This window comes from Streptomyces sp. NPDC001351, assembly GCF_042896045.1.
In the GTDB taxonomy this organism is placed as follows: Bacteria; Actinomycetota; Actinomycetes; order Streptomycetales; family Streptomycetaceae; genus Streptomyces.
Map to the genome: position 1 here is coordinate 298,362 of NZ_JBIAWS010000004.1, position 24,216 is coordinate 322,577.

Below are 24,216 nucleotides of genomic sequence, written 5' to 3' on the forward strand. Positions count from 1 at the left end.
GGCGGCCCCGGCGCCCGAGGCACCGCCGGTGAGCCTGGCGCGCTTGGCCGCCACGGCCTCCGGGTCCGCCGGGTCCGCCGGGCCGTGAAGAGGCGCAGCGAGGACGGGACCGCCACCGCCGCCGCTAGCGTGCTCAGCGGGAACCAGCCGATGGCCAGGCCACCGCCGAGGTCGATGCTCGCGGTGCCGAGCGAGCCGATGGGCAGGGGCTGCGCGTCGCTGCTGAACAACTGGACCAGGGCGTTCGGGATCATGACCGAGATGCCGAAGGTGACCAGCATCGGGGCGAGTTCGCCGAGGCCCATCGCCCGGTCCAGCATGGAGCGTTGGACGAGGTGGCCGAGCCCGCAGCGCGGCGAGCGCCTTGCGACATTCGGCATCCAGGACACGCAGCGCCGAAGTTGCTTCTTATTGCCGTGGTGTCGAACAGCAGCGGGTTCTCACCGCCGCGTTGGGAGTCGCTGTCGCGGATGCCCCACAAGGTTGCCGTGATCGGGGAGGAAAACTCCCGTCAAGAAGTTCCCGGCTCGCGGCAACCCTTTGCGGGGCCCGTGACCACAAGGAGTCGGATCCGGTGGTTCGGGTGACTGGATCCGCCTTCCCTCTGGTGAACGGTATGCAAGGAGAACGCCTCCCCATGAACAACTCCACGAACGGCGGGCGCCGCGGGCGCCACCGCCGTCGCTGGACCGCCACCGCCGTGCTGGTCGGCGCGCCCGCCATCGTCGTGCCGTATCTCCTGTTGGTGCAGGAGGACTCGCAGGCCGCGACGGTCGACGCCGGCGCCTACTACCGGCTGGTCTCCGTGCGCAGCGGCAAGGTGCTCGACGTCAACGGCTTCTCCACGGCCGACGGCACCCGTATCCAGCAGTGGACCGACCAGAACACCGCCAACCAGCAGTGGAAGCTGAAGTCCACCGGGGACGGCTACTACGAGCTGGTGAACCGCAACAGCGGCAAAGTGCTGGGCATAGCGGGCAATTCCACCGATCAGACGGCCGCCGCCGAGCAGCAGACCGACAGCTCCGCCACCTCCCAGGAGTGGCGGATCAGCGATGTGAGCGGTTCCGACGCCGTCACCTTCACCTCCCGTAGGAGCGGCCAGGTTCTGGACGTCTCCGGCGGCTCCACGGCCGACGGCGCGGCAGTCATCCAGTATCCGGGCACGGGCGGCACCAACCAGCAGTGGAAGCTGGTGAAAATAGCCGAGACCCAGGCGTCCGGGACCGGCAGCGCGCAGACCACGGCCGCGGCCGGACCGTATGTGTGGAAGAACGCCCCGGTGGCGGGCGGCGGTTACGTCACCGGCCTGGTCTTCAACCAGAAGGAGAAGGGCCTGCTGTACGCGCGCACCGACATGGGTGGCGCGTACCGTTGGGACACCGGGGCCGAGCAGTGGATCCCGCTGACCGACCAGTTCGGCGAGAAGGACTGGAACCTGCTGGGCATCGAGTCGCTGGCCACCGACCCGGTCGACCCGGAACGGCTCTACCTCGCGGCCGGCACCTACACCAACGAGTGGGCCGGCAACGGGGCGCTCCTGCGCTCCACCGACCGCGGCCGCACCTTCCAGCGCACCGACCTGCCGTTCAAGCTGGGCGGCAACGAGGACGCCCGCGGGGCGGGCGAGCGCCTGGTGATCGACCCCGCGAACCACGACCACCTGCTGCTGGGCACCCGCAAGAACGGCCTGTGGCGCAGCACCGACGCCGGTAAGACCTGGAGCCAGGTCTCCTCGTTCCCGGTCAAGGACGGCGCGAGCTTCGGCACCGGCATCTCCTTCGTGACGTACGGCCCGGCCGGCAGCAACACGATCTACGTCGGCGTCGCCGACAGGTCCACCAACCTGTACCGGTCCACCGACGGCGGCAGCTCCTGGCAGGCGGTCTCCGGGCAGCCCACCGGCCAGGTGCCGCAGCACGGCGTGCTCTCCGGTGACGGCTCGCTGTACCTGTCGTACTCCAACAACACCGGCCCGAACAACGTGTCGGGCGGTTCGGTGTGGAAGTACGCCGGCGGGGCGTGGAAGAACATCTCGCCGTCCCAGGGCAACTACGGCTTCGGCGGTCTGGCCGTCGACCCGCAGAAGCCGTCCACGGTGATGGTCAACACGCTGGACCGCTGGTGGCCGCAGGACGAGGTCTACCGCAGCACCGACGGCGGTGCGACCTGGAAGACCCAGTCCGACAAGTCCGTGCGAAACGCCTCCATCGCCCCGTACCTCGGCACCGGCATCGGGCACTGGATGACCGCGCTGAGCATCGACCCGTTCGACTCCGGGCACGTGCTGTACGGGACCGGCAACGGCATCTGGGCCAGCAACGACGCCAACGCGACCGACAACGGCGGCACCAGCCACTGGTTCATCGGAGCCCGCGGGCTGGAGGAGACGGCGTACTACGACGCGGTCTCCCCGCCCGGCGCCGCCGCCCTCATCACCTCGCTGGGCGACCAAGGCGGCTTCGTGTACGACGACCTGACGAAGGAGCCCACCGGGCGGCTGACCAACCCGGAGATGTACAACAGCACCTCCGTCGACTTCGCCCAGTCCGACCCCTCGCTGGTGGTCCGGGTCGGCCGGGGCGGCAAGCAGGACGGCGCCCTCTCCACCGACGGCGGCCACACCTGGAACGGCTTCAAGGGCGAGCCGGTGCCCAGCGCGGACAGCGGCCACATCGCGATCGCGGCGGACGGCTCCACGTTCGTCTGGGCCGAGGCCGGCCAGGCCCCGTACCGCTCCACCGACCGGGGCGCGAGCTGGTCGAGGGTCAACGGTCTCGGCAACGATGCCGTGGTCGTCGCCGACCGGTCCTCGGCCAACACCTTCTACTCGCTGAACAACGGCACGCTCTACGCCAGCACCGACGGCGGCGCGACCTTCGGTGCCCGCGCATCCAACCTGCCGAGCGGCAAGCTCAGCGCCGTCCCCGGTGTCGCGGGTGACCTGTGGCTCTCCGGCGGCGGCAAGGGGCTGCTGCATTCCACCGACGGCGGCCGCAGCTTCACCACGCTCTCCTCGGTGCAGTCCGCCTCCGCCCTCGGCTTCGGCAAGGCCGCGTCGGGCGCCTCCTACCAGGCCCTGTACCTGATCGGCACCGTCAAGGACGTCACCGGAGTGTTCCGCTCCACCGACAAGGGCGCCACCTGGCTCCGCGTCAACGACGACGCCCACCAGTGGGGCGGCATCAGCGGCATCGGCATCATCACCGGCGACCCCGACACCTTCGGCCGCGTCTACATCGGCACCAACGGACGCGGTCTCCAGTACGGCGACCCCTCCTGAGATCCCGACCTCCTAAGGGGGCCGCAGGCTCAACGGCCTGCGGCCCCACCGTGGTTGGCGGACCGCCCGTCGCCTTCACCACTCCGCCGGCGGTGCAGGTCAAGCTGTGATGGGTGAACGAGGCTTGGCAAGCCCTACCGGGCAGGGGACGTCGAGAAGACCGTACGGCGGGCGCATGTGCGGCATGCGCATGCGGCCGATCGAGGATGGCGAGCCGTTCGAGCGGGCGGTGTACGCGAGCGAGGCAAGCGGCGGCATCCGCGGCTACGCTCGCCCCCTTCTCAGGACAGCGGTCGGGATGCCCATGCCGTACGCCTCGCACAGGATGCCCAGGGCGAGCGTGTCGCAGATGCCGGCGGCCCACTTGTTGACCGTGTTGAAGGTGGGGTGCTCCCCGCGCCTCCGAGCCGATGGCGTGCCCATAGCGTGCCCATAAGACCGGTAAACCACGGTCAACAGCGGTGCGATCCCGCGTCCTCGGACGTCACGTCACAGCACATGCGCCCAGGTCAGAAGCTATTCGCCGCCGCAAGCGCCGTCGCTTCCCAAGCTGAGAGCGCGAGTTCGATTCTCGTCACCCGCTCTGTGATGAAACCCCAGGTCAATGGCCTGGGGTTATCTGTTGTCTAGACCAATTTGATGGCGTGCCCTCCGCGCACGCCACGTCGCGGTCGAGCGGCAATTCCAGGGCCACCCGGGCGCCACTTTGAGCAACTCCAGGCCCCGGACGCCTCAAATAGCGAGACGCATTTTGTGTGACCTGCGCCACTGCTGCAGGTAGTACCCGCGAAGTCGCTTACGCAAAGCAGCAGTTCACGAACCCTGCCAGACACACAGCGCCTGTCACGGGCGCGGCTTCACTCCGAGGTCGGCGAGCAGGCCCCGGACGTGACCCTCGATCCCATCGCGGATGGGACGTACGGCATCGACGCCCTGCCCAGCCGGGTCGTCCAACTTCCAGTCCAGGTAGGTCTTGCCGGGGAAAACAGGGCACGTGTCCCCGCACCCCATGGTGATCACGACGTCCGACGCCCGGACGGCCTCGACGGTCAGGACCTTCGGGGTCTCTGCAGAGACGTCGATGCCCGATTCGCTCATCGCCTCGACGACCGCGGGGTTGACCGTGTCGGCCGGGGCCGAGCCGGCCGAGCGGACCTCCACCGCGTCGCCGGCGAGGTGGGTAAGGAAAGCGGCGGCCATCTGGGAGCGGCCTGCGTTGTGGACGCAGACAAAGAGCACCGAGGGGCGGTCGGCGGCGGGAGTGCTGCTCATGGTGGCGTCTTCCTGGGCGGTGGGTCAGGGAAGGGTGGGGGCGGCGAGGTCGGGCTCGCTGTGGACGGGGGAGGTATCGGGCTGTGCGGGAGCCGGACGCCCGAAGACCACCGCCACGAGCGCCAGTCCGAGTCCGGCACCGGCCGCCTGCGCCGCCATGAACGGAGCGACCGAAGCGGGTGCGATGCCGGCGAATGTGTCCGTGAACGCACGGCCGATCGTCACCGCCGGATTCGCGAACGCCGTCGAGGACGTGAACCAGTACGCCGCCCCGATGTACGACGCCACCGCGACCGGAGCCATGTGGGTACGACCGACTCGGGCCAGCCCGAAGATCAGGAGAACGAGGCCGGCCGTGGCCACGATCTCGCCCAGCAACAGGTGGCCGGCCGAGCGGTCGTGCGTCGACCACCGCACCGGCGGCTTGCCGAACATCGCGTCAGCCAGGACCGCACCCGCTATCGCTCCCGCGATCTGAGCGGGGACGTACGCGGCCAGATCCCGCGTGGTGAATCCGTCGCCCGCACGGCGGCCGGTGAACCAGGCCGCGAGTGTGACGACCGGGTTGAAGTGAGCCGCGGAGACAGGCCCGAGCAGCACGATGAGCACACCCAGGCCGAACACGGTGGCCAGCGAGTTGGCAAGCAATTGGACGCCGACGTCCCGGGACAGTTCGGTGGCCTGGATGCCGGAGCCGACGACGACCGCCACCAGCGCTGCCGACCCGGCGGCCTCGGCCAGGGCGCGGCGTCCCAGCGAGGCCCTCACGCGAGCGCCTCGGTCGCGGTCGGGGCCTTCAGGAACACGGCGAGCCGGTCCAGGGCGCCGGGCAGCACCCAGTAATACACCCACGTGCCGCGCCGCTCGCAGTCGATGAGACCGGCCTGGCGCAGGAGCTTGAGGTGGTGGGAGATCGTCGGCTGGGACAGGTCGAAGGCCGGCGTGAGCTCGCAGACGCAGGTCTCGCCGCGCTCGCCGCGTGAGGCGATCATCGACAGGAGGCGCAGCCGGACCGGGTCGCCCAGGGCCTTGAAGACCTTGGCCAGCTCCGCCGCCCGCTCGTCGTTCAGCGGTGCGGCGGACACCCCCGGGCAGCAGTCGGCGTCCTGGCCGATCACCGCAAGCTCTTGTTTCGACATGCCTCTATGTTGACGTTTTTCGATTCAAGACGCAAGGTTGAATCAATGAACGTCAATACAGGACGTTCGGGGCACCTCCATGCCCCGTGTCTCCCGGGAGTGACGCCATGAGCGAGCAGTCAGCCGACCTGCGCGAAACCGTCCGTCGGCGCTACGCCGCCGCAGCCGTCAAGGTCAGTGAGGGCAACGCCGCCTGCTGCGGGCCCGAGCCGGTGGAGGTCGACGAGAACTTCGGCTCCACGCTGTACGCCGCCGCCGAGCGCGACGCCCTGCCCGCCGAGGCGGTCGCCGCCTCCCTCGGCTGCGGCAACCCGACCGCCGTGGCAGAACTGCGGGAGGGCGAACGCGTCCTCGACCTCGGCTCCGGCGGCGGCATCGACGTCCTGCTCTCCGCCCGCCGCGTCGGCCCGACCGGCAAGGCGTACGGGCTCGACATGACCGACGAGATGCTCGCCCTGGCCCTGGCCAACGCCGAGAAGGCGGGAGCCACCAACGTCGAGTTCCTCAAGGGCACCATCGAGGCCATCCCCCTTCCCGCGGACACGATCGACGTCGTCATCTCCAACTGCGTGATCAACCTGTCCGTCGACAAGCCCGCCGTCTTCGCCGAGACGTTCCGTGTGCTGAAGCCCGGGGGCCGCATCGGCGTCTCGGACGTCGTCGCCGACGACACCCTCACCGCCGGGCAACGTGGCGAGCGCGGCGACTACGTCGGCTGCATCGCCGGAGCACTGTCCTTCACCGAGTACCGGGAAGGGCTCGAAGCCGCCGGGTTCGCCGGCGTCGAGATCACTCCGACCCACTCCGTCGCCGACGGCTTGCACTCGGCCATCGTCCGCGCGGTCAAGCCGGCACCCGTCCGCGAGACGAGCAGCTCCTGATGCGCTCGGTACACCGCCAACCTCACCAGCGTCACCCCCTACTTCCTCGACTGGGAAGGATTCGGCGGGGCACCAGCCGGTTACGACGCCGCTATGTTGCTGGCACACTCCCTCCTTGTCCCCGCATTGCGCGCCCTGGCGGAAGGACTCGGGTGACCAAGCAGCACTCAGTCCACCGCCATTGGGTCTCATCCACCTCGTCCGCGCGGCGGTAGGGGTGTGGGCCCTGTGGTGCCGGCGACTCGGTGAGGGCGCCGCAACTCGAACCGGCCGCGAGGACGCCACCAGGGCCCGCGGGCGGCTTCCCTTGCGGAGGCGGGCTCCGGCCAGCCGCCGTTATCTCAGCCGACGGGGCAGGCCGCCACGAGGTCGAGCGCGCCGTCCATGATCATGCCCTCCCGGCCTCCGATCATCTTGCGCCGACCGACTTCCACGAGGATCGTCCGGGTATCGAGGCCGTGGCGGGGGGCGGCCGCCTCGGCGTGCCGAAGGAAGCTGCAGTACACGCCCGCGTAGCCGAGGGTGAGGGTCTCGCGGTCAACGCGGACCTCGCGGTCCTGCAGGGCGCGTACGAGGTCGTCGGCGGCGTCCATCAGGGGAACAGGTCGCAGCCGTGCTGCCAGTCCATCAGGTCGGCGACCGCGACGAACGCCTCCAGCGGGCAGTTGTCCGCGCCGGCGCCCTGTCCGGCCAGCGAGGCGTCGACGCGGGTGACGCCGTTCTCGACGGCGACGACGGAACGCGTCGCCCTCGGCGGCGACGGCCATCGGGCCCAGCGCGCCGGTCAGGAGGACGTCGCCGGCCCGCAGCGGGTCGCCCAGGCCGGCGAGGGTGGTGGCGAGCCAGAGGGCGGCGGTGAGCGGGCTGCCGAGACAGTCGGCGCCGGTGCCCCGCGAGACGGTCTCGCCGTTCTTCGTCAGGGTCGTCGTCACGGCGCGTAGGTCGACCCGGTCCAGGGGGACGAGGGCGCCGCAGGACGATGCGGCCCTTCTCCGCCGCCCACTCGTTCTCGGCCAGCGGGAGCAGCCAGCGCATCAGGATCCGCAGTCGCGTAGGCGCGTCCGCGCCCTGTTCCAGGGTGGCGAGTTCGGTGTCATAGCTGTCGACCATCTCGCGCCCGACAGATCGCATCAGCTCCGGCCGCGTCGGAAAGTGGTGCGTGACGAGAGTGATGGAGCCGCCCAGCTCCTTCGGCCCGCAGCCCGAACAGGACCAGGCGATTGATCACTGGCACGATTCATGTCGCCAATCAATTCTCGGCTGCCTGACAATTGCGTCGAGTGATTTCGAGGGCTCGGTTCTCCGGCCAAAGGCCGGCGGGTCGCGTGATGGCTCTGTGGCCGGTTACAAGGCGATAACGTCCATTGTGTCGAGTTTGCGAGATATGCCACGCAAGACTGCCACCGCCCTTGTCGGTGCAGGTCAAGGTGGTGGTGGGCGCCATATTCGGCTGATGGCGGGACCATGCTCGTTCACACGGCAGAAACCCGCCTCGTAAATCCTGAGCCGTCCAAGTCCTTCGATACGGCCGACCATGGGCTGACCATGGGCCGACCGTGAGGGATCGGTAAGAATGCCGGGAATTTTCGATCATGGTACGGGGAGACGGGGAAAGCGTGACCAAGGTGATCGCAGAGTGTGGGAGTCTGCCCGCCGCCATCACGAGTTTTGTGGGCCGACGGCAGGAGACCGCTGAGATCCGCCGCCTTCTGTGCCTACGGCGGTTGGTGACGCTCACGGGCATGGGCGGTGTGGGCAAGACGCGGCTGGCGCTGGAGGTGGCCGCCTCGTCCCGGGAGGCGTTCGCGGACGGAGTGTGGCTGGTTGACCTCGCCCCGGTGACCGACCCGGCAGCGGTGGCGGCCACGGCGGCGGGCGCGCTGCGGGTGCCCGACCTCGGGGCGCTGCCCTTCCTGGACCAGCTCGCGGGCTATCTGGCCGGGCGGCGCGCGCTGCTGGTGCTGGACAACTGCGAGCACCTGGTAGACGCGTGCGCCGAACTGGCCGGAACCCTCCTGTCGGCCGCTCCCGAGCTGCGCATCCTCGCCACGAGCCGCCACACCTTGGGTGTCACGGGTGAGCATGTCTTCGCCCTCGCGCCGCTCGCGCCGGACGATGCGGTGGAACTGCTGCGGGACCGGGCCGTCGCGGTGTGGGAGCGGTCCCATGAAGACGAGGCAGGCGACGCCGCCCTCGCGCGCCTGTGCGCCGATCTGGACGGGCTCCCGCTGGCGATCGAGCTGGCCGCCTCCCGGCTGCGCACGCTCACCGTAGGACAGCTGACGGACCGGCTGGAGAACCGCTTCGCACTGCTCACCGGCGGCAGCCGGACGGCACCGGCTCATCAGCGCACCCTGCGCGGGATGATCGACTGGAGCTACGAGCTGTGCGCCCCGGCCGAACGGCTGCTGTGGAACCGCCTGACCGTCTTCGCCGGCGGGTTCAGCCTGGAGGCCGCCGAGGCCGTCTGCTCCGGGGAGGGCATCGCCGAGGCCGAGGTGCTGGACCTCCTGGACCGGCTGGTCGCCCAGTCGGTCGTGCTGACCTGCGAGGCGAGTGGCCGGCGGCGTTACCGGCTGCTGGCGAGCATCCGGGAGTACGGCCGGGAGCGGCTCGCGGACTCCGGCGAGCAGGACGCACTGCGCCGACGCCACCGCGACTTCTACCTGGCCCTCGCCCACCGCATCGACCGGAACTGGTACGGCCCCGGCCAGGAGGAGAACCTGGCCCGGCTGCGTGTGGAGCACCCCAATCTGCTGGCCGCCCTCGACTACGAGGGTGACCCGCGGTCCCGGCTGGCGCTGGTCGCCGCCCTGCGCTGGCACTGGTGCGTCGGCGGTTTCCTCAGTGAGGGGCGCCGCCAGTTCGAGCGGGTGCTCGCCGCGGCGCCCGAGCCCGGCCCGGAGCGCGCCCGCGCGCTGCTGGTCGCCGTCTGGGCGGCGCAGACGCAGGGCGATCTGGCGACAGCCGACCGCTGGCTGGAGGAGGCCGACGCGCTCGGCGAGTGGCTGGGGGACCCGTGGGTGCGGATCCAGGCGTCGGGCCTGCGCGGGGTGTCCGCGCAGAACCAGGGGCGGCCCAGAGACAGCATCTGCCGGTACGAGGAGGCCCTGGCCGCCATGACAGCGCTGGGTGACGAGTGCGAGGCGGCATCCTGGCGGCTCGCGCTGGCCTTCAGCCAGGCGCATTTCGGTGACCCTCGGGCCGCACAGACCGGTGCGCGGTTCACCGCCGCCGCCCGGGCGAGCGGGGATCGCTGGGGCCGGGCCCTGGTGCTGATGGCCCTGGGCCACGACGCCTGGGCCCGTGGTGACCGCGAGACGACCGAGACCCTGGTGAGGTCCGCGCTGGAAGGCATGCGTGGCTTCAACGACTACGCGATGGTCGGGAGGATGCTGGAACTGCTCGCCTGGGCCACCGCCGCCGGTGGCGCTCACGAGCGGGCCGCCCGGCTGCTCGGCCTGGCGGATGCCCTGTGGCACGACGCCGGAAGCTCGATCTGCGCGTTCGGGCCGCAGATGGCCGAGTGGCACGCCCGCTGCGAGCAAGCCGCGATCGCTGCGCTGGGCGAGGCGTCGTACCGGCAGGCATTCGCCGAAGGCGGCAAACACCGCACCCGCGCACAGGCCGTCGACTTCGCCCTCGCCCTCGACACGGATTCCGGTGCCGGGCCCGAATGTGGCAGGGACACCGCGTACGACACCGGCACCGAAAGCGGCAGTGGCAGTGGCACCGACGCCGACGCCGAGAGCGGTGCCGAAAGCGATATCGGCACCGAGGGCGATCCCGGTACCGGCGCTGCCATCGACGCCGACGGTGACATCGACGTCAAGGAGACGGCGCCGAGCGCTGTGCGCCGCCGACACGCGCCCGCCGCCGCGGACACCGAGCCTGCGTCACCCGCCGAGGGACCCCGCGTATGCGACGTACTGCTGGTCGACGGCGACCCGGCGGTCAGGGAGAACGCCCGGCGCATCCTGGAGGCGAGCGGCCACCGAGTACGCAGCGCCGCCGACGGCCTGATGGGGCTCACCCTGTTCCGTCAGCAGACACCGGACGTCGCCGTGCTCGCCGAGCGGCTGCCCGGTCTGGACGGGATGGGCCTGACCGGGCGGATCCACGAGGAGTCCGCGGTGCCCGTTCTGCTCCTCGCGGACCGCGACGACCCGGCGGACGTGGTCAGGGGCCTGGAGGCGGGCGCCGACGACTGCCTGGCCAAACCCTTCGACGGAACGGTCCTGCTCGCCCGCGTGCGCGCCCTGCTGCGACGCACGGCCCCCGCGGGCCGACGGCGCGACACTCGTACGAGCCGGTTCGGGGACCTGGTGTACTGCCCGGTGTCTCTGGAGGTGCACAAGGACGGCGTACCCATCCACCTGACCACCACCGAGCTGAAGCTGCTGCGGGAGTTCGCCGCTTCGCCCGGCACCGTCCTCACCCGGGAGATCCTCCTGGAGCGGGTCTGGGGCTGCGCCTGGTCCGGCGACACGCACGTCGTGGACGTCCAGGTGATGCGGCTGCGCGCCAAGATCGGCCGCGACCGTATCGAGACGGTCCGCGGTTTCGGCTACAAGCTACGCGCCTGAGCCGAGGGGGCGGCCGTCAGCAGCCTGCCGCCGCCATGCGCCGCTCCAGGTGGGACAGCCGGTCAGGCGTGTCGTCCAGGACGAGCAGCAGGCGTGGTTCGCCGCCGCCGTCATCGGCGAAGTTGCCGAGGATGGACACGAGGGTGGCCAGGGCGTTGTCCGGCTCGGCGGCGAGGAGGTCGCCGGCTTCCCGGACGATGACTGTCAGCGGCGCGGCCGGCCGTCCGATCGTGGCGGCTGGGCCGGTGTCCGCTCGCGACACGGTGTCCCGGAGGCAGTCGTAGAAGGCGTCCCAGTTGTGCCCGAAGTAGTCCGGGAAGCCGAGCACGGCGGCCCATTCCATGAACAGACCCTGTCTGGTACGGCAACGGGAGCCGCGCACCTCCTCCCGAGCCGGAACGTCGACGGCCACCTCGGCCAGTGGGCGGATCCACGTCTTTGCACCGAACAATGCGGTTCCTCTCCTTCTCGGTTGTCAGGGTGGTGCGGCAGAAGATTCCCCGTCCGCCGCACCACCCGGTTGTCCCCGGCCCTAGTACCTAGTACCTGCCCAGGTAGTTCCACGAGTTGTAGTGGTCGAACGTGGCGTAGGTGTTCCCGTTGTTGACGTTACGCACGATCCGCCACGCGTCGCGCGGGTCGTTCGGCGCGTTGTGGCCGTTGATGTCGTACTCTATGTAGGAAGACGGACCGTTTGGCCCGTGCTGGTAGGACGTGGACGAATTGCCGCCGTGGGCCCCGATATCGAACTGGGTGAGGAACCCGTTCCGGTCCTCGTACTCGCCGCCGTAGTACACGTAGCCGTAGCCGCGCCCGTCCCTGTACGCGTACCACCGCTGGCCATCCCCCCTTCCGGGCCACCCGTGGCCGTTCCACGGCTGGAGGATGCGGTATTGCCCCCAGCCGTAATTGACCCTGCTGTTCCAGTCGATGTAGTGGTTCGCCCAGAAGTCAGCCGCCATGACCGCTTCGTTCCAGTCCTGCTGGTTTACGCCCGCAGGAGGGTTGTTGCACCACTGGGTGCAGGCGCCAGGCGGTGACTGGGCGAACGCGGCGCCGGACTCGGCGACCGTGCCGCCCAGGAGGGCGAGCGCGATGCTCGCGACGGCCAGGATCCGGCGGCGGCCCCGGAGCCGGGGGCGCTTCGTACGGCGTTCCGCGTCGGACGCGGACACCGTGTCAAGAGAGGAGGACAAGACGTCTCCTTCGCTAGTTCCGGTGTTTCACCCGGGGGCCGTTCGCCCCGGTGCCATCAAGAAACCGGTCGTGCGTAGCAGTGGCCTCTCAGCCGGCTCACAGCTGTCCGACAGACGGAATTGACACCCGGCTGTGAGAAAGGCCGCCCGGGCGGCCACCGGTGAACGCACGGTCCGGACCGCTCGCGGTCGGTGAACACGGCGTACAAGGTCAGCTCGCGCAGTCGGCAGTATTCGGTGAGGCAGCCGACGAGTGGCGCATGGCGGGCCAGACCATCCCGGTGGCGGGCGCCGGCCGAACGAGGACACCGGATCCAACGCGCCCCGCAGGCCGCGGAAAACGAACATGGTCACCGCCGTCTACGCCCACTACGCGGGCCTCAACGCGGTGCAGGCACTCTTCTACGGCATCGCCCCGCAGTCATGGCGATCATCACCATCGCCGCCTGCAAACTGGTCCGTCTCACCGACGGCAGGGACTGGCGGGCCTGAGCCATCAGCGTGGTGGTCTTCTCCGCCACCGCCCTCACCGGAAGGGAACCGATTACCGCAACGTCGGCGTCGGCCTGCTGATGTCGCCCCCGACACCCGTCGGCGCCTGCACCTGCCACACCGTCGTACTCCCGACCTCGCCAAGGAAACGTCCACGCAAGGCTTCGCTGCCTGGCCACTGGCCTCTGTTGCACTGACTGGCCGCACGAGCCCCGTAATGGAGCCGGATCACCTGCAGCCATGCCCTGTCGAGCAAGGGCTCCATGCGTGCCCTTTCCACGCCCCTGCCCCTGGTGTGCTTGCACGATCCCTCCCTTCAACGGGAGTCGATCTTCGCTGGCTATCAGGGACTCAACACTGATGGGCGCAAGTGACGCTGACTCAGCATTCCTGTCGTAGCGTGGCTCTCTCACGAGCCGGTGTGTGCACTCGCGACGCGGAATCTGATCCTGGCAGGAGAACTAGCCGAGCTTGGCGCTTCAGCCATCGCGCGCACCCAACACACCGCCGATCCACGACGCCGTACCCATAGCGTGCCCTTAAGGGCGGACAACAACGGTCAGCAGCGGGGCGAATCGACCCTCACAACCTCGCCGAGGAGAGACTATCTGCGCAGGTCAGAGACCTAGAGTCCGCCCAAGCGCCGTCGCTTCCCAAGCTGAGAGCGCGAGTTCGGTTCACGTCACCCTCTTCTTGAAGCCCCAGGTCAGCGGCCTGGGGCTTGTTTCATTTGGGAGCCGTTACTGCCTGCGGTTTACCGGTGCTCCTGTGCCCCGAGACTGGGCACGCAGAGGGCACGCGCGCCTTGAGGAGGTGCCTCAATCACGTCACAGTGTGGCGCTGACCTGCACTTTCACGTAGATGAGCCGGAGGCGAGCCCTCAGCCCGCTGTTCCTGGCGAGGGTGACAACCGTCCTGCACGTGCTGCGTCGTGGGCGGTGCACAAGCCCTGCGAGCGGGCACTTGACCGCCAGGGGTCGTGCGTCAGACCGGGAGGTCGTCGGGGATAACCCGAACGCCGTGCGGCGGCCCAACAGGCCGGATGCCAGCTGTTCCAAGGGAGGTCGTACACCCGCACGCGTCGTCTGCGCCTGTCGGACTTCGCCACCGGATCGGCCGTCCCGGCACCGGACCGACCGCCCTCAGGGCTCCGGCGCCATCTGACCGGTGCCGGTGTCGATGAGGATCTGTGCGGCCTGGGTGATGTTGTCGGCGCGTACCGCTTCGGCCATCGCGGCGCATGCCGCCTCAGGCGCCGCATGCGGCGGGACCACGAGGAGAGAGAAGTGGTCCGCCTCGCCCCTGGTGACGAGGACGGTGTCGTCGCCGACCGGGAAGGAGTCGATGTGGACGACGCGGTCGTCGACGATCAGTCGCGTCGGCAGTTCCTCCCAGGCGGTGGCGTCCAGGCCGATGCGGGTGACCGGCCCGAGATACTCGGTCAGTGCGGTGATCAGGGCGGGCAGCTCGGCTGCGACGTCACGGGACCGCGGCCACCATGCCCCGTCCAGAACGCCCTGCCGTTCATGTGTCGTCTCCAGCCGCACCACGGCCGTCCCGGGCTTCGCCACCTGGTGGAGCGTGTCCGGCAGGAGCCTGGTCGCACGCGGGGAGTCGGAGTCGGGCATCACACTCACCTGTCTGTCCGTCGGCGGAAGCGCGGAGTGGATTCCTCGTTCCACGGTACTCCGCGGCTCACTGCGGCCGGGAGAGCCGCTGGTCACGCGCGTGAGCCGCGAGGCGCGCCGGAGTAGAGTCGAACATCCGGTCCGTTCATCCGTGCCCAGACACCCCGAGGTCGCCATGCAGCAGACCAGGCAAACCCCCTCGGAAGGGCACGCCGACGTACGCATCGTCGCGGCCTCACCCGAGGTCGCCCGTCGTGTCGCGGAAGTGCTCCGACGTTGCTTCGCGGCGACCGAGCAGCGCAGCTATCCCGCGGGCGCCGGGGGAGGAACGCGCCTCGAGCTCGTCGTGGACACGACGCGGGCGGCGGAGCCGGCGCGGTCCTGGCTGGAGACCAGCCGCTCCCCGGGAGCGGACAGCCGGCGCGAGTGAGGCGACGGCCAGGGCAGTCCGTTCGGCCTGTTCGAGGAGTAGCGTGAGGTCATCGGGAGCATTTCGCACACCGACCCCGATGCCGGTGTCGTTCCTGGTGAGCAACGACGCCGGACAACTGCCCACGCGCAGGGAGTCCGGAGACGGGTCCGCACGATGTCCGCGACCACCGGCCGTCCTCCGCTGAGCGCCATGCCCTTCAGGGCTCCGACCGCACGCCTCGCCCTCAGACCCGTGAGCCCTTCCCCGGAACACGTCGAGCTGGACGGCGCCTGGTGGCCCCGCTCACGTGACCTGACACAGGAACTCACCCCGCTGGCCGACGTACTGGACCCGCCGTGGGGCCGGATCACCCGGATCGCCTTCAATCCCCGCTACTGGCCCATCATTCCGCACAGAATCTTCGTCAACGGCCATGTGGTGAAGGTCGGTTGGTTCACCTCGGAGCTGGATCCGCACAAGATCCTGCTGCTGTCCGGCACGTCGGGCCCCTGGAACCTGCTGGTGGTTCCGCCCGAGACCGCCGACGCGGCTGCCGCCCGGCTGATGGCTGCCGCGAGCGCCGGCACGGGCCCGCACTGGACCGCGTCCGCCCTCATGACGGCGGAACAGCCCGACGGCGCAGCATCGTCGTATGACACCGGGGCCGGCCCGGCGGACCGGCCGGCGGCGGGCATGTGACGGCCGGCTCACCGCCCTGGCCTTCAGTGCCCCGGCGACCAGGTGAGCGGCCCGGCAGCCGGTCACCGGCCGGGTCAGCCCTGACCGTCCGCGGCAGCCGACATGAGCGGTTCCGCGGCCTCCTCGGTCGTGTCCGGCGGCACCACGAGCAGGTCCCAGCGCCCCCGGCCGGGGGCGAGCAGGACGACGGTGCGCGGGGCGGATGCCGCCGGTGTCCTGCGCAGCCGTACGACCTGGTTGGAGACGAGCATCCGGCCGGGCACCGCGGACCAGGTCGCCCCGCTGACCGTGACGCTGGTGATGTGGCCCCACGCGTGCGGCAACCCGGCGAGCAGCAACGGAAGTTCGGCGAGGAGGTCGTACGAACGAGGCCACCACGCGCCGTCGATGGCCCGGGGCAGATCCCTGTGCGGGGCCAGACGCAGGCGCAGGGCGGGCTGGGAGGGAAGCGGGGGCTGCAGTGCGGTGGTCATGACGGCTCCTGCCAACTGCCTTGAGCGATGGGATGGTTGACGTCGGGCACGACGGGCCGCGACCCGGTCCGGCGGCGGCCGGCGCGCGTCGTGCAGTCGGCAGAGGCGTTCGAGGAGGCGGATGACGGCGGCCGAAGGGCCGGCCGTCCGCGGTCGACACCGTGCCGGGCGGTGGTGGGGTCGGCGTGGTGGAAGGGGGGCGGGCTCTCTTTCACCGAAGGAGCGCGACGCCGGCGGCCGCAGGCTGGTGGCCCGGTCGTGGTGCCTGCTGCGAAAGGGGCGCCCACCGAATCATGCGGCTGCCCGTGATCGTGTAGAGAACCACGGCGAACAAGATGTCGACGGACCACGATCACTGCCGTCACGGCCGCGTAGAGCCGCTCCCCGCCGCAGCGGGCGGGCAACGGGCCGTCCGGCGGGAAGGGGGAGGAGCCGTCGTGGTCCTGGGGCGGCGACGGGGTCACCGCGGTGGACCTGGGTGACATGGAGGGGCTCCTTGACCTCGGCGGAGGCCACTGGGACGCAGGCGCGGTCACGGGCTGACCGTGGTCGATGGGTGGTGTACTGGAGACGACCTGTCAGATAGGCACGACGCACCCTCGTTCTCCCCACCGTACTCCCCGGGCCGGGAAGCACTCGGAGACCGCTGGTCATGCCCCCGGGCGGGGTGCGCTCGGGCCGGTGCCGCGTTGACACGGATCGTCGCGGGACATTGACTGACGGGACGGCGCAGGGCCGTGATGGCAGTGGCCGATCGGGCTTCAGGCAGCCTGAAACAAGCCGTCGAGAAGGCCAAAGGCGTCTTCGGGCGGCGACCCCCATCACCACGGGAACGGTGGATACGACGATGTACGACCAGACACGCGCCCAGCAACCCGCCGACCGGCCCCCGGGCCTCGGCGGGCGCCGCGCCCCGGGCGTGGAACCGCTGCTCCCGACCGACGAACGGGACAGGATCGTCCGGCGCCTCGGACACGCCGTGAACACCTTCGCGGACGCGCCGGGCCAGGCCCTGGAGGAGGCCGAGAACGCCTTCGACGAAGCCACCGAGGCGCTGGTGAACGCCCTTACGGAACGTCGGCGAGTCCTGCGTGCGGGCTGGCAGGACCGGGACCCCGAGACGCAGTCCGCCGAACTCCGGCTCGCGCTGCGGGAGTACCGGGAGATCACCGGGCGGCTGCTGCGCGCCTGAACCGGGAGGATGCTGCGCGCGCACGAACGGCCACAGGTCCGTCGGTGCAGGCGCCTTTCGACGGCCGCCGCCGGTCGTTCGACCCCTGGCGGCGGCCGTCTGGGGACTCCCCGGGCGGCCCACCGCCGCCCGGTCCACAGAGTGCGCGCGGTGCCGGCCCCGCGACCGCGGCCTGACCGACCCGGGCGTCGCTCCTCGAACCGCTCCTCCCCGTCCCGGCGTAGCCTGAACGTACCGAGGGCTTTTCGCGCAGCGCGACCGGCGGTGCCGTTCCCGGCGAATGACGAAACGGGCAGCCGCCCTCGGCTCCCGCGACGGGACCGCACGATGGAACCCAGAAGCACGCCTGCCGAAGCCCCACCCGCGGACGGCGGGCACACCTACCGCATGCCCCTGCCCCGCCTGGCCCTCACCCCGGAAGTCAGCCACGGCCCGCTGGACGGAGCCTGGTGGCCGCGCTGCGACGCGCTGGAACTGGAACTGCCCTCGCTGGTCGCCGCGTTGGAGCCCGACCGGTTCACCACGGTGGCCGTCACCGTGGACGCCGCTCAATGGCCCGACGCACCGCACACGGTGATGTCATCCGGCAGAACGATCACCGTGGAACAGACTCGATCTGCGGACGAAGAGCATGTCATCACCCTGGACTGCGACACCGTCGGACGCTGGGTGCTCCTCGTCGTCCCGCCCCAGGAGCCTCCCGACGAAGCCTCCCGGCTGATGACCGCGGCGGCCGACCCCGCGCTCCACCTCGGCGCGAGCGCGCTCCTGACCCGCTGATCGGTAAATATCTGTCGCCTCGAGGAGAGAATTAGACACGGGGGAGGAGGAATATTCCTCTGGCCACCCGGCTGAGCGGAATTATTCGCGACCGGTGGCCAATGCGCGTGCTACTGTCGAGGCAGGTTGCAGTTGTGGTTGCCAAAAGGTTCATTTTCCGACGGGCTGATCATCGCGGCGACACGGAGGACGCACAGGGCGAACTCCGAGCACCGTTTCCGAAGGAGAAATGACATGGCTACGGGCACTGTGAAGTGGTTCAACGCCGAAAAGGGCTTCGGCTTCATCGAGCAGGACGGCGGCGGCGCCGACGTCTTCGCCCACTACTCGAACATCGCCACCCAGGGCTTCCGCGAGCTGCAGGAAGGCCAGAAGGTGTCGTTCGACATCGGGCAGGGCCAGAAGGGCCCGACCGCCGAGAACATCGTTCCGGCCTGACCACAGCACCGACGCACACTTCGCAGCTGGGGCCCGCACCTTGGGGTGCGGGCCCCAGCTCGCTGCATTTTCAGGGGAAATCGCCCCTGTCGTCTTCGGCTCGTTCTCGCGATTCTCTGCGCCGTTCATCATGCTGCGGGAATTCCTTGATACGCGCCCGCATCGAGGAAGAATCCACATGAACAGAGCACGCGTTTCACGCGCTCAACGCCCGCAGCGAACCACGCGCGCCACCCGCCCTTACGACCGTTTCGAGGGCTCCCCCGCAAACCGCTCCGGCGCCCGGCGCCGCCCCAAGGTCCACGACGGCCGACAGGCCGCGCCCGGCGGCGAGTTCGCGCTGCCCAAGACGATCGAGCCCGCACTGCCCGCCGTCGAGTCGTTCGCCGAACTCGCCATGCCGGCACCGCTGTTGGCCGCGCTCGGCCACCAAGGCGTGAGCGTGCCGTTCCCGATCCAGGCGGCCACCCTGCCGAACTCTTTGGCCGGCCGTGACGTACTCGGCCGCGGCCGTACAGGCTCCGGCAAGACCCTTGCCTTCGGCCTCCCCGTGCTGGCCCGTACGGCGGGCCGCCGAGCCGAACCACGGCAGCCGCTGGCCCTGATCCTGGTACCCACCCGCGAACTCGCCCAGCAGGTCACCGACGCGCTCACCCCGTACGCCCGCGCCGTGCGGCTGCGGCTGGCCACCGTGGTCGGCGGGATGTCGATCGGCAGGCAGGCGCATGCGCTGCGGGACGGGGCCGAGGTCGTCGTCGCGACGCCGGGGCGGCTGAAGGACCTCATCGACCGGGGCGACTGCCGACTGGGCGAGGTCGCCGTCACCGTCCTGGACGAGGCGGACCAGATGACCGACATGGGGTTCATGCCCCAGGTCACCGCGCTGCTCGACCAGGTGCGTCCCGGAGGCCAGCGGATGCTCTTCTCTGCCACCCTGGACCGCAACGTCGACAAGCTGGTGCGCCGCTATCTGACCGACCCGGTGGTCCACTCCGTCGACCCGTCGGCGGGTGCCGTCACCACGATGGAGCACCACGTCCTCCATGTGCACGAGGCGGACAAGCACCGCACGACGACCGAGATCGCGGCCCGGGACGGCCGGGTCATCATGTTCCTGGACACCAAGCACGCGGTGGACCGGCTGACCAAGCACCTCCTCGGCAGCGGTGTCCGCGCCGCCGCCCTGCACGGCGGCAGATCCCAGCCGCAGCGCACCCGGACTCTCGCGCAGTTCAAGAGCGGGCAGGTGACGGCGCTGGTGGCGACCAATGTCGCGGCCCGCGGCATCCATGTCGACGACCTCGACCTGGTCGTCAACGTGGATCCGCCGGGCGACCACAAGGACTATCTGCACCGCGGCGGCCGTACGGCCCGGGCCGGCGAGTCGGGCAGCGTCGTCACCCTGGTGACCCCGGCCCAGCGCCGTGACATGAGCCGGCTGATGACCTCGGCCGGCATCAGCCCGACGATCACCGCGGTGCGCTCGGGAGAGGCGGAACTGAGCCGCATCACCGGCGCCAAGACCCCGTCCGGTGTCCCGGTCGTCATCACCGCGCCGACCGCGGAGCCGCCCCGGCGGGCCGCGTCCGGTGGGTCGGCCTCGGCCCGGAGCCGACGGGGGCGCACCGCCCGGGGCCGGTCCGCGGCGAAGCGCCGCGCGGCATGACAGGTCGCCGGTCCGTCGCCGGCCGGCGACGGACCGGCTGCGCAAAGCCATCGCGCTCAGAGAATCCGCCCGTACCGCAGGAGGCAGCCGTGACACCGCTTCAGATGCATCGCAACCCGACCACTGCCGACGTCATGGCCCGAGCTGACCACCTGGACGCGACCGAGCTACGGGTGTTCAACGACATGACCGTCGAGGTGGCCCTGTCCATCATGGCCGGCGCCGGTGTGGACCACCTGCTCCTGTGCGACGCGGACGACGAGCGCACCGGCTCGGTCACCCGGGCCGAACTCGCCGTGCACCGCGACAGTTCCGCCTACACCGACCACATCCGGCTGCGGGACGTCCTCGGCGCACCGTGCCCGGCCGTCAGCCCTTCCACCTTCTTCCTGTGAGGCACCATGCACTGCGTCATCGCCCGCTACCCGTTCGAACTGACCAAGCACGGAGTGCTGGACTCGATGGCGGGCGTCAAGCCCGAGATCGTCACCGGTGATTCCGTGACCATCGGCCGCCGCCGCTATCCCGTGATGCAGGTCGGCGAGGTCATCACCCGGCAGGACCGCCGCGACTTCAGCGGCGGCGAGGTCACCCGGGCCATGGCCCGCCTCGGCTTCGCCTGCCACGCCCGTCCCGAGGCCGCACCGATCCCGGATGCGGGTGCCCGCAGCCCCCTCCAGGCCGCCTCGGAAGCGCTCGGGAGCCCCGGCTTCCATGACGCGTGATGCCGTTCGGCGGACGGCATTCGTCCGCTGCCCCGTCCAAGAACTCTGAGGTCCCCACCGGACAGAGGAGATGGGGCGCATGTGCGCTCATCCCGACCCGCCCGAGCCTTTCCGTATGCCCGAACTGTTCGACGAATGCCGGATGGTGCGCGCCCGTGGCGAGCTGGACCTGACCACCATGACACCTCTGGTGCACGCTCTGGAGGGTGCCCGCACCGGATGCAGGCGCGTCTTCCTCATCGTCGATCTCCGCGAGGTGACCTTCGCGGACGGAAGCATCCTGCAACCGCTGTGCGAGGCGTGGGACGACTGCCGGGCCCGGCAGGGCTGGGTCCGCGTCGTCCACAGCAGCCGTGGCATAGAACTCGTCATGCTGGACGGCGGGGTGCTCGGCCGCTTCCCCGCCTATGCGAGCGCCCAGGACGCCTGGAGCGGAACGCCTACGGCAGCGCGTGGCGCAGCACCCGCCCCCCACATCGACGCGTACTGCCGACCCTGAGCCCCGGTGACGTACGGCAGCCCGTACCGGGCGCAGATCTCCCGTACCCGGGGCGCGAACTCGGCGTAGCGGTTGCTGGACAGGTCGGGGAGGACGTGGTGATCGATCTGGTCCTCCGTGAAGGTTTGTGTGTCTCCCGGGAAGTGGCCGCAGAAGACGACGGTGTGGGCCCAGACGTTGCGCAGGGCATTCGCCGTGAGGTTGCCGAGGAGGCAGGGCACGGCGGACGTACGGGATGGTCAGCCGAGCGACCGGTCGACGGAACCGTACGACAGGCCGGGCGTGGGCGAGGGCTGCTGAGGTGCGGTTCGGCAGGTGAAGCCGAGACGGACCAGTGCGCGGACCATCTCCGCGGCGGTGAAGTCGCGCGGGTCCTGGCGGGTGATCACGACTCCCACCTGCTTGACGGGGTACACCCGGCCCCCGATGACGACACATTCCCCCGTCACGGGCTCGGGCAGGACGTTCTCCATCGACATCTCCACGGCCGCCTTGGACAGGTCGAAGGGATAATGGGCGATCACACAGCGCATGGTGCCTCACCAGGGTCGGGACGGATCCGGGACGGGTGGAACGCGAGAAGGGGCAGTGCGGTCGACGCGAGTGCCGGCCGAGAGCAGGGAGGGGCTCACGCCCGCCGGTCGCTGGTCGCTGGTCGCCACCCGCCGGTCAGCGGAGCACCAGAAGTCGGCCGGGAGCGAGATGCGACGCCTCGCGGGCGTCGGCCGACAGGCAGCGCCAGCCCCAGGACAGCAGTGCTTCGAGCGTGTCCGCGTTGTCCCGGTCGACCAGCGTGACACCGAGCGCGGCTGAGTGATCGCCCAGCAGACGCTTCTGCAGGCGCCGGGCGAGGTTCCACTCGCGGCTCTGGTCCTGCGTGCGTACCCGCCGCTCCACGAGTATGTCGGCGATCGCGAAGAGCCTGCCGACGGCGGCGACGCGGAGCAGGCTCTCCGGGAGGTACCACCCGTCGAGGCCGTCCCACCAGGGCCCGTCGCCACGCACGGGGAAGCCGTAGGCGCATGCCGTGAGGCCGATGGCGCCCGAGGGGCCGGCGGTCTCCGCCACGAGCAGTTCGAACCCCGGTCGCCGCATGTGGCCCGCGAGCCGTCGCCGGAACACGGCCGACCGGTCCTGGCCCGACGCGTCCGAGGCCCGCACCTGGTGGGAAGAGGTGTTGGTGTACAGCTCGCCGAGCTCTTCCATACGGTCGTCGATCTGGCACCGGGTCAGCGGGCGGACGAACTCGCCCTTCTCGGGTGAGGGCCCCTGCCGGCGCCGCTGCGGCGGCGCCTCGGTAAGCGCCGGTTGTCGGCCGGGTGTCCCCAGGTGGGCGGTCTGCGGGCGGTCCGGCGTGTTCACGGTCATGGGCGAACCCTGCTCCGGGTCCGGACGGGTCCGGCCCGGCGTCGTCGTTCGCCGAGAACGGCACCGGCGCGTGAGCCGGCACACGAGGTGCCCTCGGTGCCTTCGAGCCTACGCCGCCGACGTGGCCGGAGAGTGCACATCCACCTGGCAGGACTCGAAAGCCGGCGAGTGAGCGGCCTCGGCGGAGGAGTGTGCACGAGCGAAGCACCCCCGGGTCGGCCGAGTGATCGAGCCGAGTCGGGCCGAGAGCCCGTCGAAGCGGCACTCCGACACTCGCTCCTCAGTCCTGTGCCCAGAGCGTGCCCATAAAAGCGGTCACCACGGTCGACAGCGGTGCGACCCAGCACTCCCGACCACTACGCCAGAGTGCATACGGCCAGGTCAGAGGCGCTCCGACCGCGAAAGCGCCGTCGCTTCCCAAGCTGAGAGCGCGAGTTCGATTCTCGTCACCCGCTCTGCTTAAAGCCCCAGGTCAGCGACCTGGGGCTTTTTTGCTGGCCAGACCATTTGTCGGCCCTCGCACCCCCGACACGCCCCGAGATTGGGCACGCGGAGGGCACGGGCCCCCTCGGTGCATTTGGTCACCACCTACCCTCCCTCCTCAACTGCGCGGCCTGGTACGCCCCTTGGTGCACGGAGCCCTGGCAAGACGCGCGACCGAGGCCATCAGCTTGCCGTTCCCTTGACGGAGAGGGCCGGATGCGGAGTAAGCGCAGACTCGACAACCTCCCGAACCATCATCTCTTTTCACTTGTTGCGTTTACTTCGATTGTTTCGAATGATGGGTATAGGCAGACTCGATGCCTGCTTCCCGCACCGACAGGGGCGCACCATGACCAAGACAGACATCCGACCCGTGAAGCTGCCACCTGAGAAGGCCGCGGCCGCAGCGCACGCGCTCACACAGGTCGGCAGTTACCTGGCGGCACACCAGGACCTCGCAGAGATCACCGTGACGGTCGAGGACGGAGCGCGAGAGTCCCTTGCCCTACCCCGCGAGGCCGTGGAACTGCTCGCCACCATGCTGGCCCACCTGGGGGCCGGCCGCGCTGTCTCGGTCGTCCCGTCCGACGCCGAGCTCACCACACAGCAGGCAGCAGACATGCTCAACGTGTCGCGGCCATTCCTGATCGGGCTGCTCGATGCCGGAGAAATCGAATACCGAACCGTCGGCACACATCGGCGGATCACCGCGTCGTCGCTCCTGCAGTACAAGCGCAAGGACGACCAGCGTCGCCGCGCAGCCGCCGACGAGCTCACCCAGCTCGGCCAGGAAATGGGAATGATCTAGCACATGGCCTTCGTCGCCATCTGCGACGCCAACGTCCTCTACCCCAGCACCCTGCGCGACGTCCTCATCCGAATTCGCGCAGGGTGGCCTCGTCCAAGCCAAGTGGACCGATCAGATCCTCGACGAGACATTCCGTAACATCCTCAAGAACCACCCGGACATCCCACCCGAGAAGCTCGACCGTGTCCGCGCCTTG

General features: G+C 70.1%; 22 protein-coding genes and 3 pseudogenes. 13 read left to right on the plus strand and 12 right to left on the minus strand.

Translation table 11 applies throughout. The features are described 5' to 3' along the window. Positions 1 to 637 precede the first annotated feature (637 nt). Positions 638 to 3,283 (plus strand): RICIN domain-containing protein, encoded by a 2,646-nt coding sequence (locus tag ACFY1U_RS16240; protein WP_390694775.1) that lies wholly within the window; start codon positions 638 to 640, stop codon positions 3,281 to 3,283. A gap of 282 nt (positions 3,284 to 3,565) precedes the next feature. Here ACFY1U_RS16240 and ACFY1U_RS16245 read toward each other — a convergent pair. The 4 genes and pseudogenes from ACFY1U_RS16245 to ACFY1U_RS16260 all read right to left on the minus strand — a co-directional run. Further along, positions 3,566 to 3,670 (minus strand): annotated as a pseudogene (locus tag ACFY1U_RS16245) (flavoprotein); the annotation flags it as partial. A 456-nt stretch (positions 3,671 to 4,126) separates the two neighbouring features. Then, the gene (locus tag ACFY1U_RS16250) at positions 4,127 to 4,555 is read right to left on the minus strand and encodes an arsenate reductase ArsC (protein ID WP_390694776.1); all 429 of its coding nucleotides are present in this window, start codon (positions 4,553 to 4,555) and stop codon (positions 4,127 to 4,129) included. Positions 4,556 to 4,579: 24 nt separating this feature from the next. Beyond that, entirely contained in the window at positions 4,580 to 5,323 is a 744-nt protein-coding gene (locus tag ACFY1U_RS16255) for an aquaporin (RefSeq protein ID WP_390694777.1), read from the minus strand. Next, positions 5,320 to 5,694, minus strand: coding sequence for an ArsR/SmtB family transcription factor (locus tag ACFY1U_RS16260; RefSeq protein WP_390694778.1), 375 nt, complete (start codon positions 5,692 to 5,694; stop codon positions 5,320 to 5,322). Before ACFY1U_RS16260 ends, ACFY1U_RS16255 begins: the two co-directional genes overlap by 4 nt. Before the next feature lie 107 nt (positions 5,695 to 5,801). On the opposite strand from ACFY1U_RS16260, the gene arsM reads away from it, so the two are divergent. Next, positions 5,802 to 6,575 (plus strand): arsenite methyltransferase, encoded by a 774-nt coding sequence (arsM, locus tag ACFY1U_RS16265; RefSeq protein ID WP_390694779.1) that lies wholly within the window; start codon positions 5,802 to 5,804, stop codon positions 6,573 to 6,575. Between the two features lie 341 nt (positions 6,576 to 6,916). Here the strand turns inward: arsM and ACFY1U_RS16270 are convergent. Together ACFY1U_RS16270 and ACFY1U_RS16275 are read right to left on the minus strand one after the other, a co-directional pair. Beyond that, positions 6,917 to 7,314: pseudogene (locus ACFY1U_RS16270) on the minus strand (4-hydroxy-2-oxovalerate aldolase); the annotation flags it as partial. Continuing rightward, positions 7,304 to 7,546: pseudogene (locus ACFY1U_RS16275) on the minus strand (fumarylacetoacetate hydrolase family protein); the annotation flags it as partial. The pseudogenes ACFY1U_RS16270 and ACFY1U_RS16275, both read right to left, overlap by 11 nt. Before the next feature lie 645 nt (positions 7,547 to 8,191). Here ACFY1U_RS16275 and ACFY1U_RS16280 point away from each other — a divergent pair. Further along, positions 8,192 to 11,161, plus strand: a complete 2,970-nt coding sequence (locus ACFY1U_RS16280) for a response regulator (protein WP_390694780.1) — start codon at positions 8,192 to 8,194, stop codon at positions 11,159 to 11,161. 16 nt (positions 11,162 to 11,177) lie between these two features. On the opposite strand, the gene ACFY1U_RS16285 is transcribed toward ACFY1U_RS16280, so the two are convergent. The 3 genes from ACFY1U_RS16285 to ACFY1U_RS16295 form a co-directional block, all read right to left on the minus strand. Continuing rightward, positions 11,178 to 11,612 carry a barstar family protein gene (locus ACFY1U_RS16285; protein WP_390694781.1) on the minus strand — a complete coding sequence of 145 codons (435 nt, stop codon included), beginning with the start codon at positions 11,610 to 11,612 and terminating at the stop codon, positions 11,178 to 11,180. An 88-nt stretch (positions 11,613 to 11,700) separates the two neighbouring features. Beyond that, positions 11,701 to 12,357 (minus strand): hypothetical protein, encoded by a 657-nt coding sequence (locus ACFY1U_RS16290; protein ID WP_390694782.1) that lies wholly within the window; start codon positions 12,355 to 12,357, stop codon positions 11,701 to 11,703. A gap of 1,634 nt (positions 12,358 to 13,991) precedes the next feature. Further along, positions 13,992 to 14,477 (minus strand): DUF5994 family protein, encoded by a 486-nt coding sequence (locus tag ACFY1U_RS16295; protein ID WP_390694783.1) that lies wholly within the window; start codon positions 14,475 to 14,477, stop codon positions 13,992 to 13,994. Between the two features lie 175 nt (positions 14,478 to 14,652). Here ACFY1U_RS16295 and ACFY1U_RS16300 point away from each other — a divergent pair, with 175 nt between their 5' ends. Beyond that, complete coding sequence (locus tag ACFY1U_RS16300; protein WP_389073348.1) at positions 14,653 to 14,907, plus strand: hypothetical protein; 255 nt, start codon at positions 14,653 to 14,655, stop codon at positions 14,905 to 14,907. A gap of 192 nt (positions 14,908 to 15,099) precedes the next feature. Continuing rightward, a complete protein-coding gene (locus ACFY1U_RS16305) occupies positions 15,100 to 15,588 on the plus strand; it encodes a DUF5994 family protein (protein WP_390694784.1) in 489 nt (162 codons plus the stop codon). 74 nt (positions 15,589 to 15,662) lie between these two features. On the opposite strand, the gene ACFY1U_RS16310 is transcribed toward ACFY1U_RS16305, so the two are convergent. After that, positions 15,663 to 16,061, minus strand: coding sequence for a DUF5994 family protein (locus tag ACFY1U_RS16310; protein WP_389072367.1), 399 nt, complete (start codon positions 16,059 to 16,061; stop codon positions 15,663 to 15,665). Between the two features lie 847 nt (positions 16,062 to 16,908). Between ACFY1U_RS16310 and ACFY1U_RS16315 the strand changes: the two genes are divergently transcribed. The 7 genes from ACFY1U_RS16315 to ACFY1U_RS16345 all read left to right on the plus strand — a co-directional run bounded on the left by ACFY1U_RS16315 (position 16,909) and on the right by ACFY1U_RS16345 (position 21,361). Continuing rightward, positions 16,909 to 17,253: a hypothetical protein gene (locus ACFY1U_RS16315; protein ID WP_390694785.1), complete on the plus strand. Its 345-nt coding sequence runs from the start codon at positions 16,909 to 16,911 to the stop codon at positions 17,251 to 17,253. Between the two features lie 327 nt (positions 17,254 to 17,580). Then, on the plus strand, positions 17,581 to 18,033 hold the full coding sequence (locus tag ACFY1U_RS16320; protein ID WP_390694786.1) for a DUF5994 family protein: 453 nt from the start codon (positions 17,581 to 17,583) through the stop codon (positions 18,031 to 18,033). Positions 18,034 to 18,267: 234 nt separating this feature from the next. Continuing rightward, positions 18,268 to 18,471 (plus strand): cold-shock protein, encoded by a 204-nt coding sequence (locus ACFY1U_RS16325; protein WP_093912074.1) that lies wholly within the window; start codon positions 18,268 to 18,270, stop codon positions 18,469 to 18,471. 178 nt (positions 18,472 to 18,649) lie between these two features. Further along, entirely contained in the window at positions 18,650 to 20,137 is a 1,488-nt protein-coding gene (locus ACFY1U_RS16330; RefSeq protein WP_390694787.1) for a DEAD/DEAH box helicase, read from the plus strand. Positions 20,138 to 20,226: 89 nt separating this feature from the next. Then, the gene (locus tag ACFY1U_RS16335) at positions 20,227 to 20,532 is read left to right on the plus strand and encodes a hypothetical protein (RefSeq protein ID WP_390694788.1); all 306 of its coding nucleotides are present in this window, start codon (positions 20,227 to 20,229) and stop codon (positions 20,530 to 20,532) included. A 6-nt stretch (positions 20,533 to 20,538) separates the two neighbouring features. Beyond that, positions 20,539 to 20,862, plus strand: a complete 324-nt coding sequence (locus ACFY1U_RS16340) for an SCO5918 family protein (RefSeq protein ID WP_390694789.1) — start codon at positions 20,539 to 20,541, stop codon at positions 20,860 to 20,862. Positions 20,863 to 20,977: 115 nt separating this feature from the next. Further along, positions 20,978 to 21,361, plus strand: a complete 384-nt coding sequence (locus ACFY1U_RS16345; RefSeq protein WP_390694790.1) for an STAS domain-containing protein — start codon at positions 20,978 to 20,980, stop codon at positions 21,359 to 21,361. Between the two features lie 239 nt (positions 21,362 to 21,600). Here the strand turns inward: ACFY1U_RS16345 and ACFY1U_RS16350 are convergent, their stop codons facing one another. Together ACFY1U_RS16350 and ACFY1U_RS16355 are read right to left on the minus strand one after the other, a co-directional pair. Continuing rightward, positions 21,601 to 21,894 (minus strand): SCO5918 family protein, encoded by a 294-nt coding sequence (locus ACFY1U_RS16350; RefSeq protein ID WP_390694791.1) that lies wholly within the window; start codon positions 21,892 to 21,894, stop codon positions 21,601 to 21,603. Positions 21,895 to 22,030: 136 nt separating this feature from the next. Continuing rightward, positions 22,031 to 22,729 carry a hypothetical protein gene (locus tag ACFY1U_RS16355; RefSeq protein WP_390694792.1) on the minus strand — a complete coding sequence of 233 codons (699 nt, stop codon included), beginning with the start codon at positions 22,727 to 22,729 and terminating at the stop codon, positions 22,031 to 22,033. A gap of 832 nt (positions 22,730 to 23,561) precedes the next feature. Here ACFY1U_RS16355 and ACFY1U_RS16360 point away from each other — a divergent pair. Continuing rightward, complete coding sequence (locus tag ACFY1U_RS16360; RefSeq protein ID WP_390694793.1) at positions 23,562 to 24,020, plus strand: helix-turn-helix domain-containing protein; 459 nt, start codon at positions 23,562 to 23,564, stop codon at positions 24,018 to 24,020. Positions 24,021 to 24,216 lie beyond the last annotated feature (196 nt).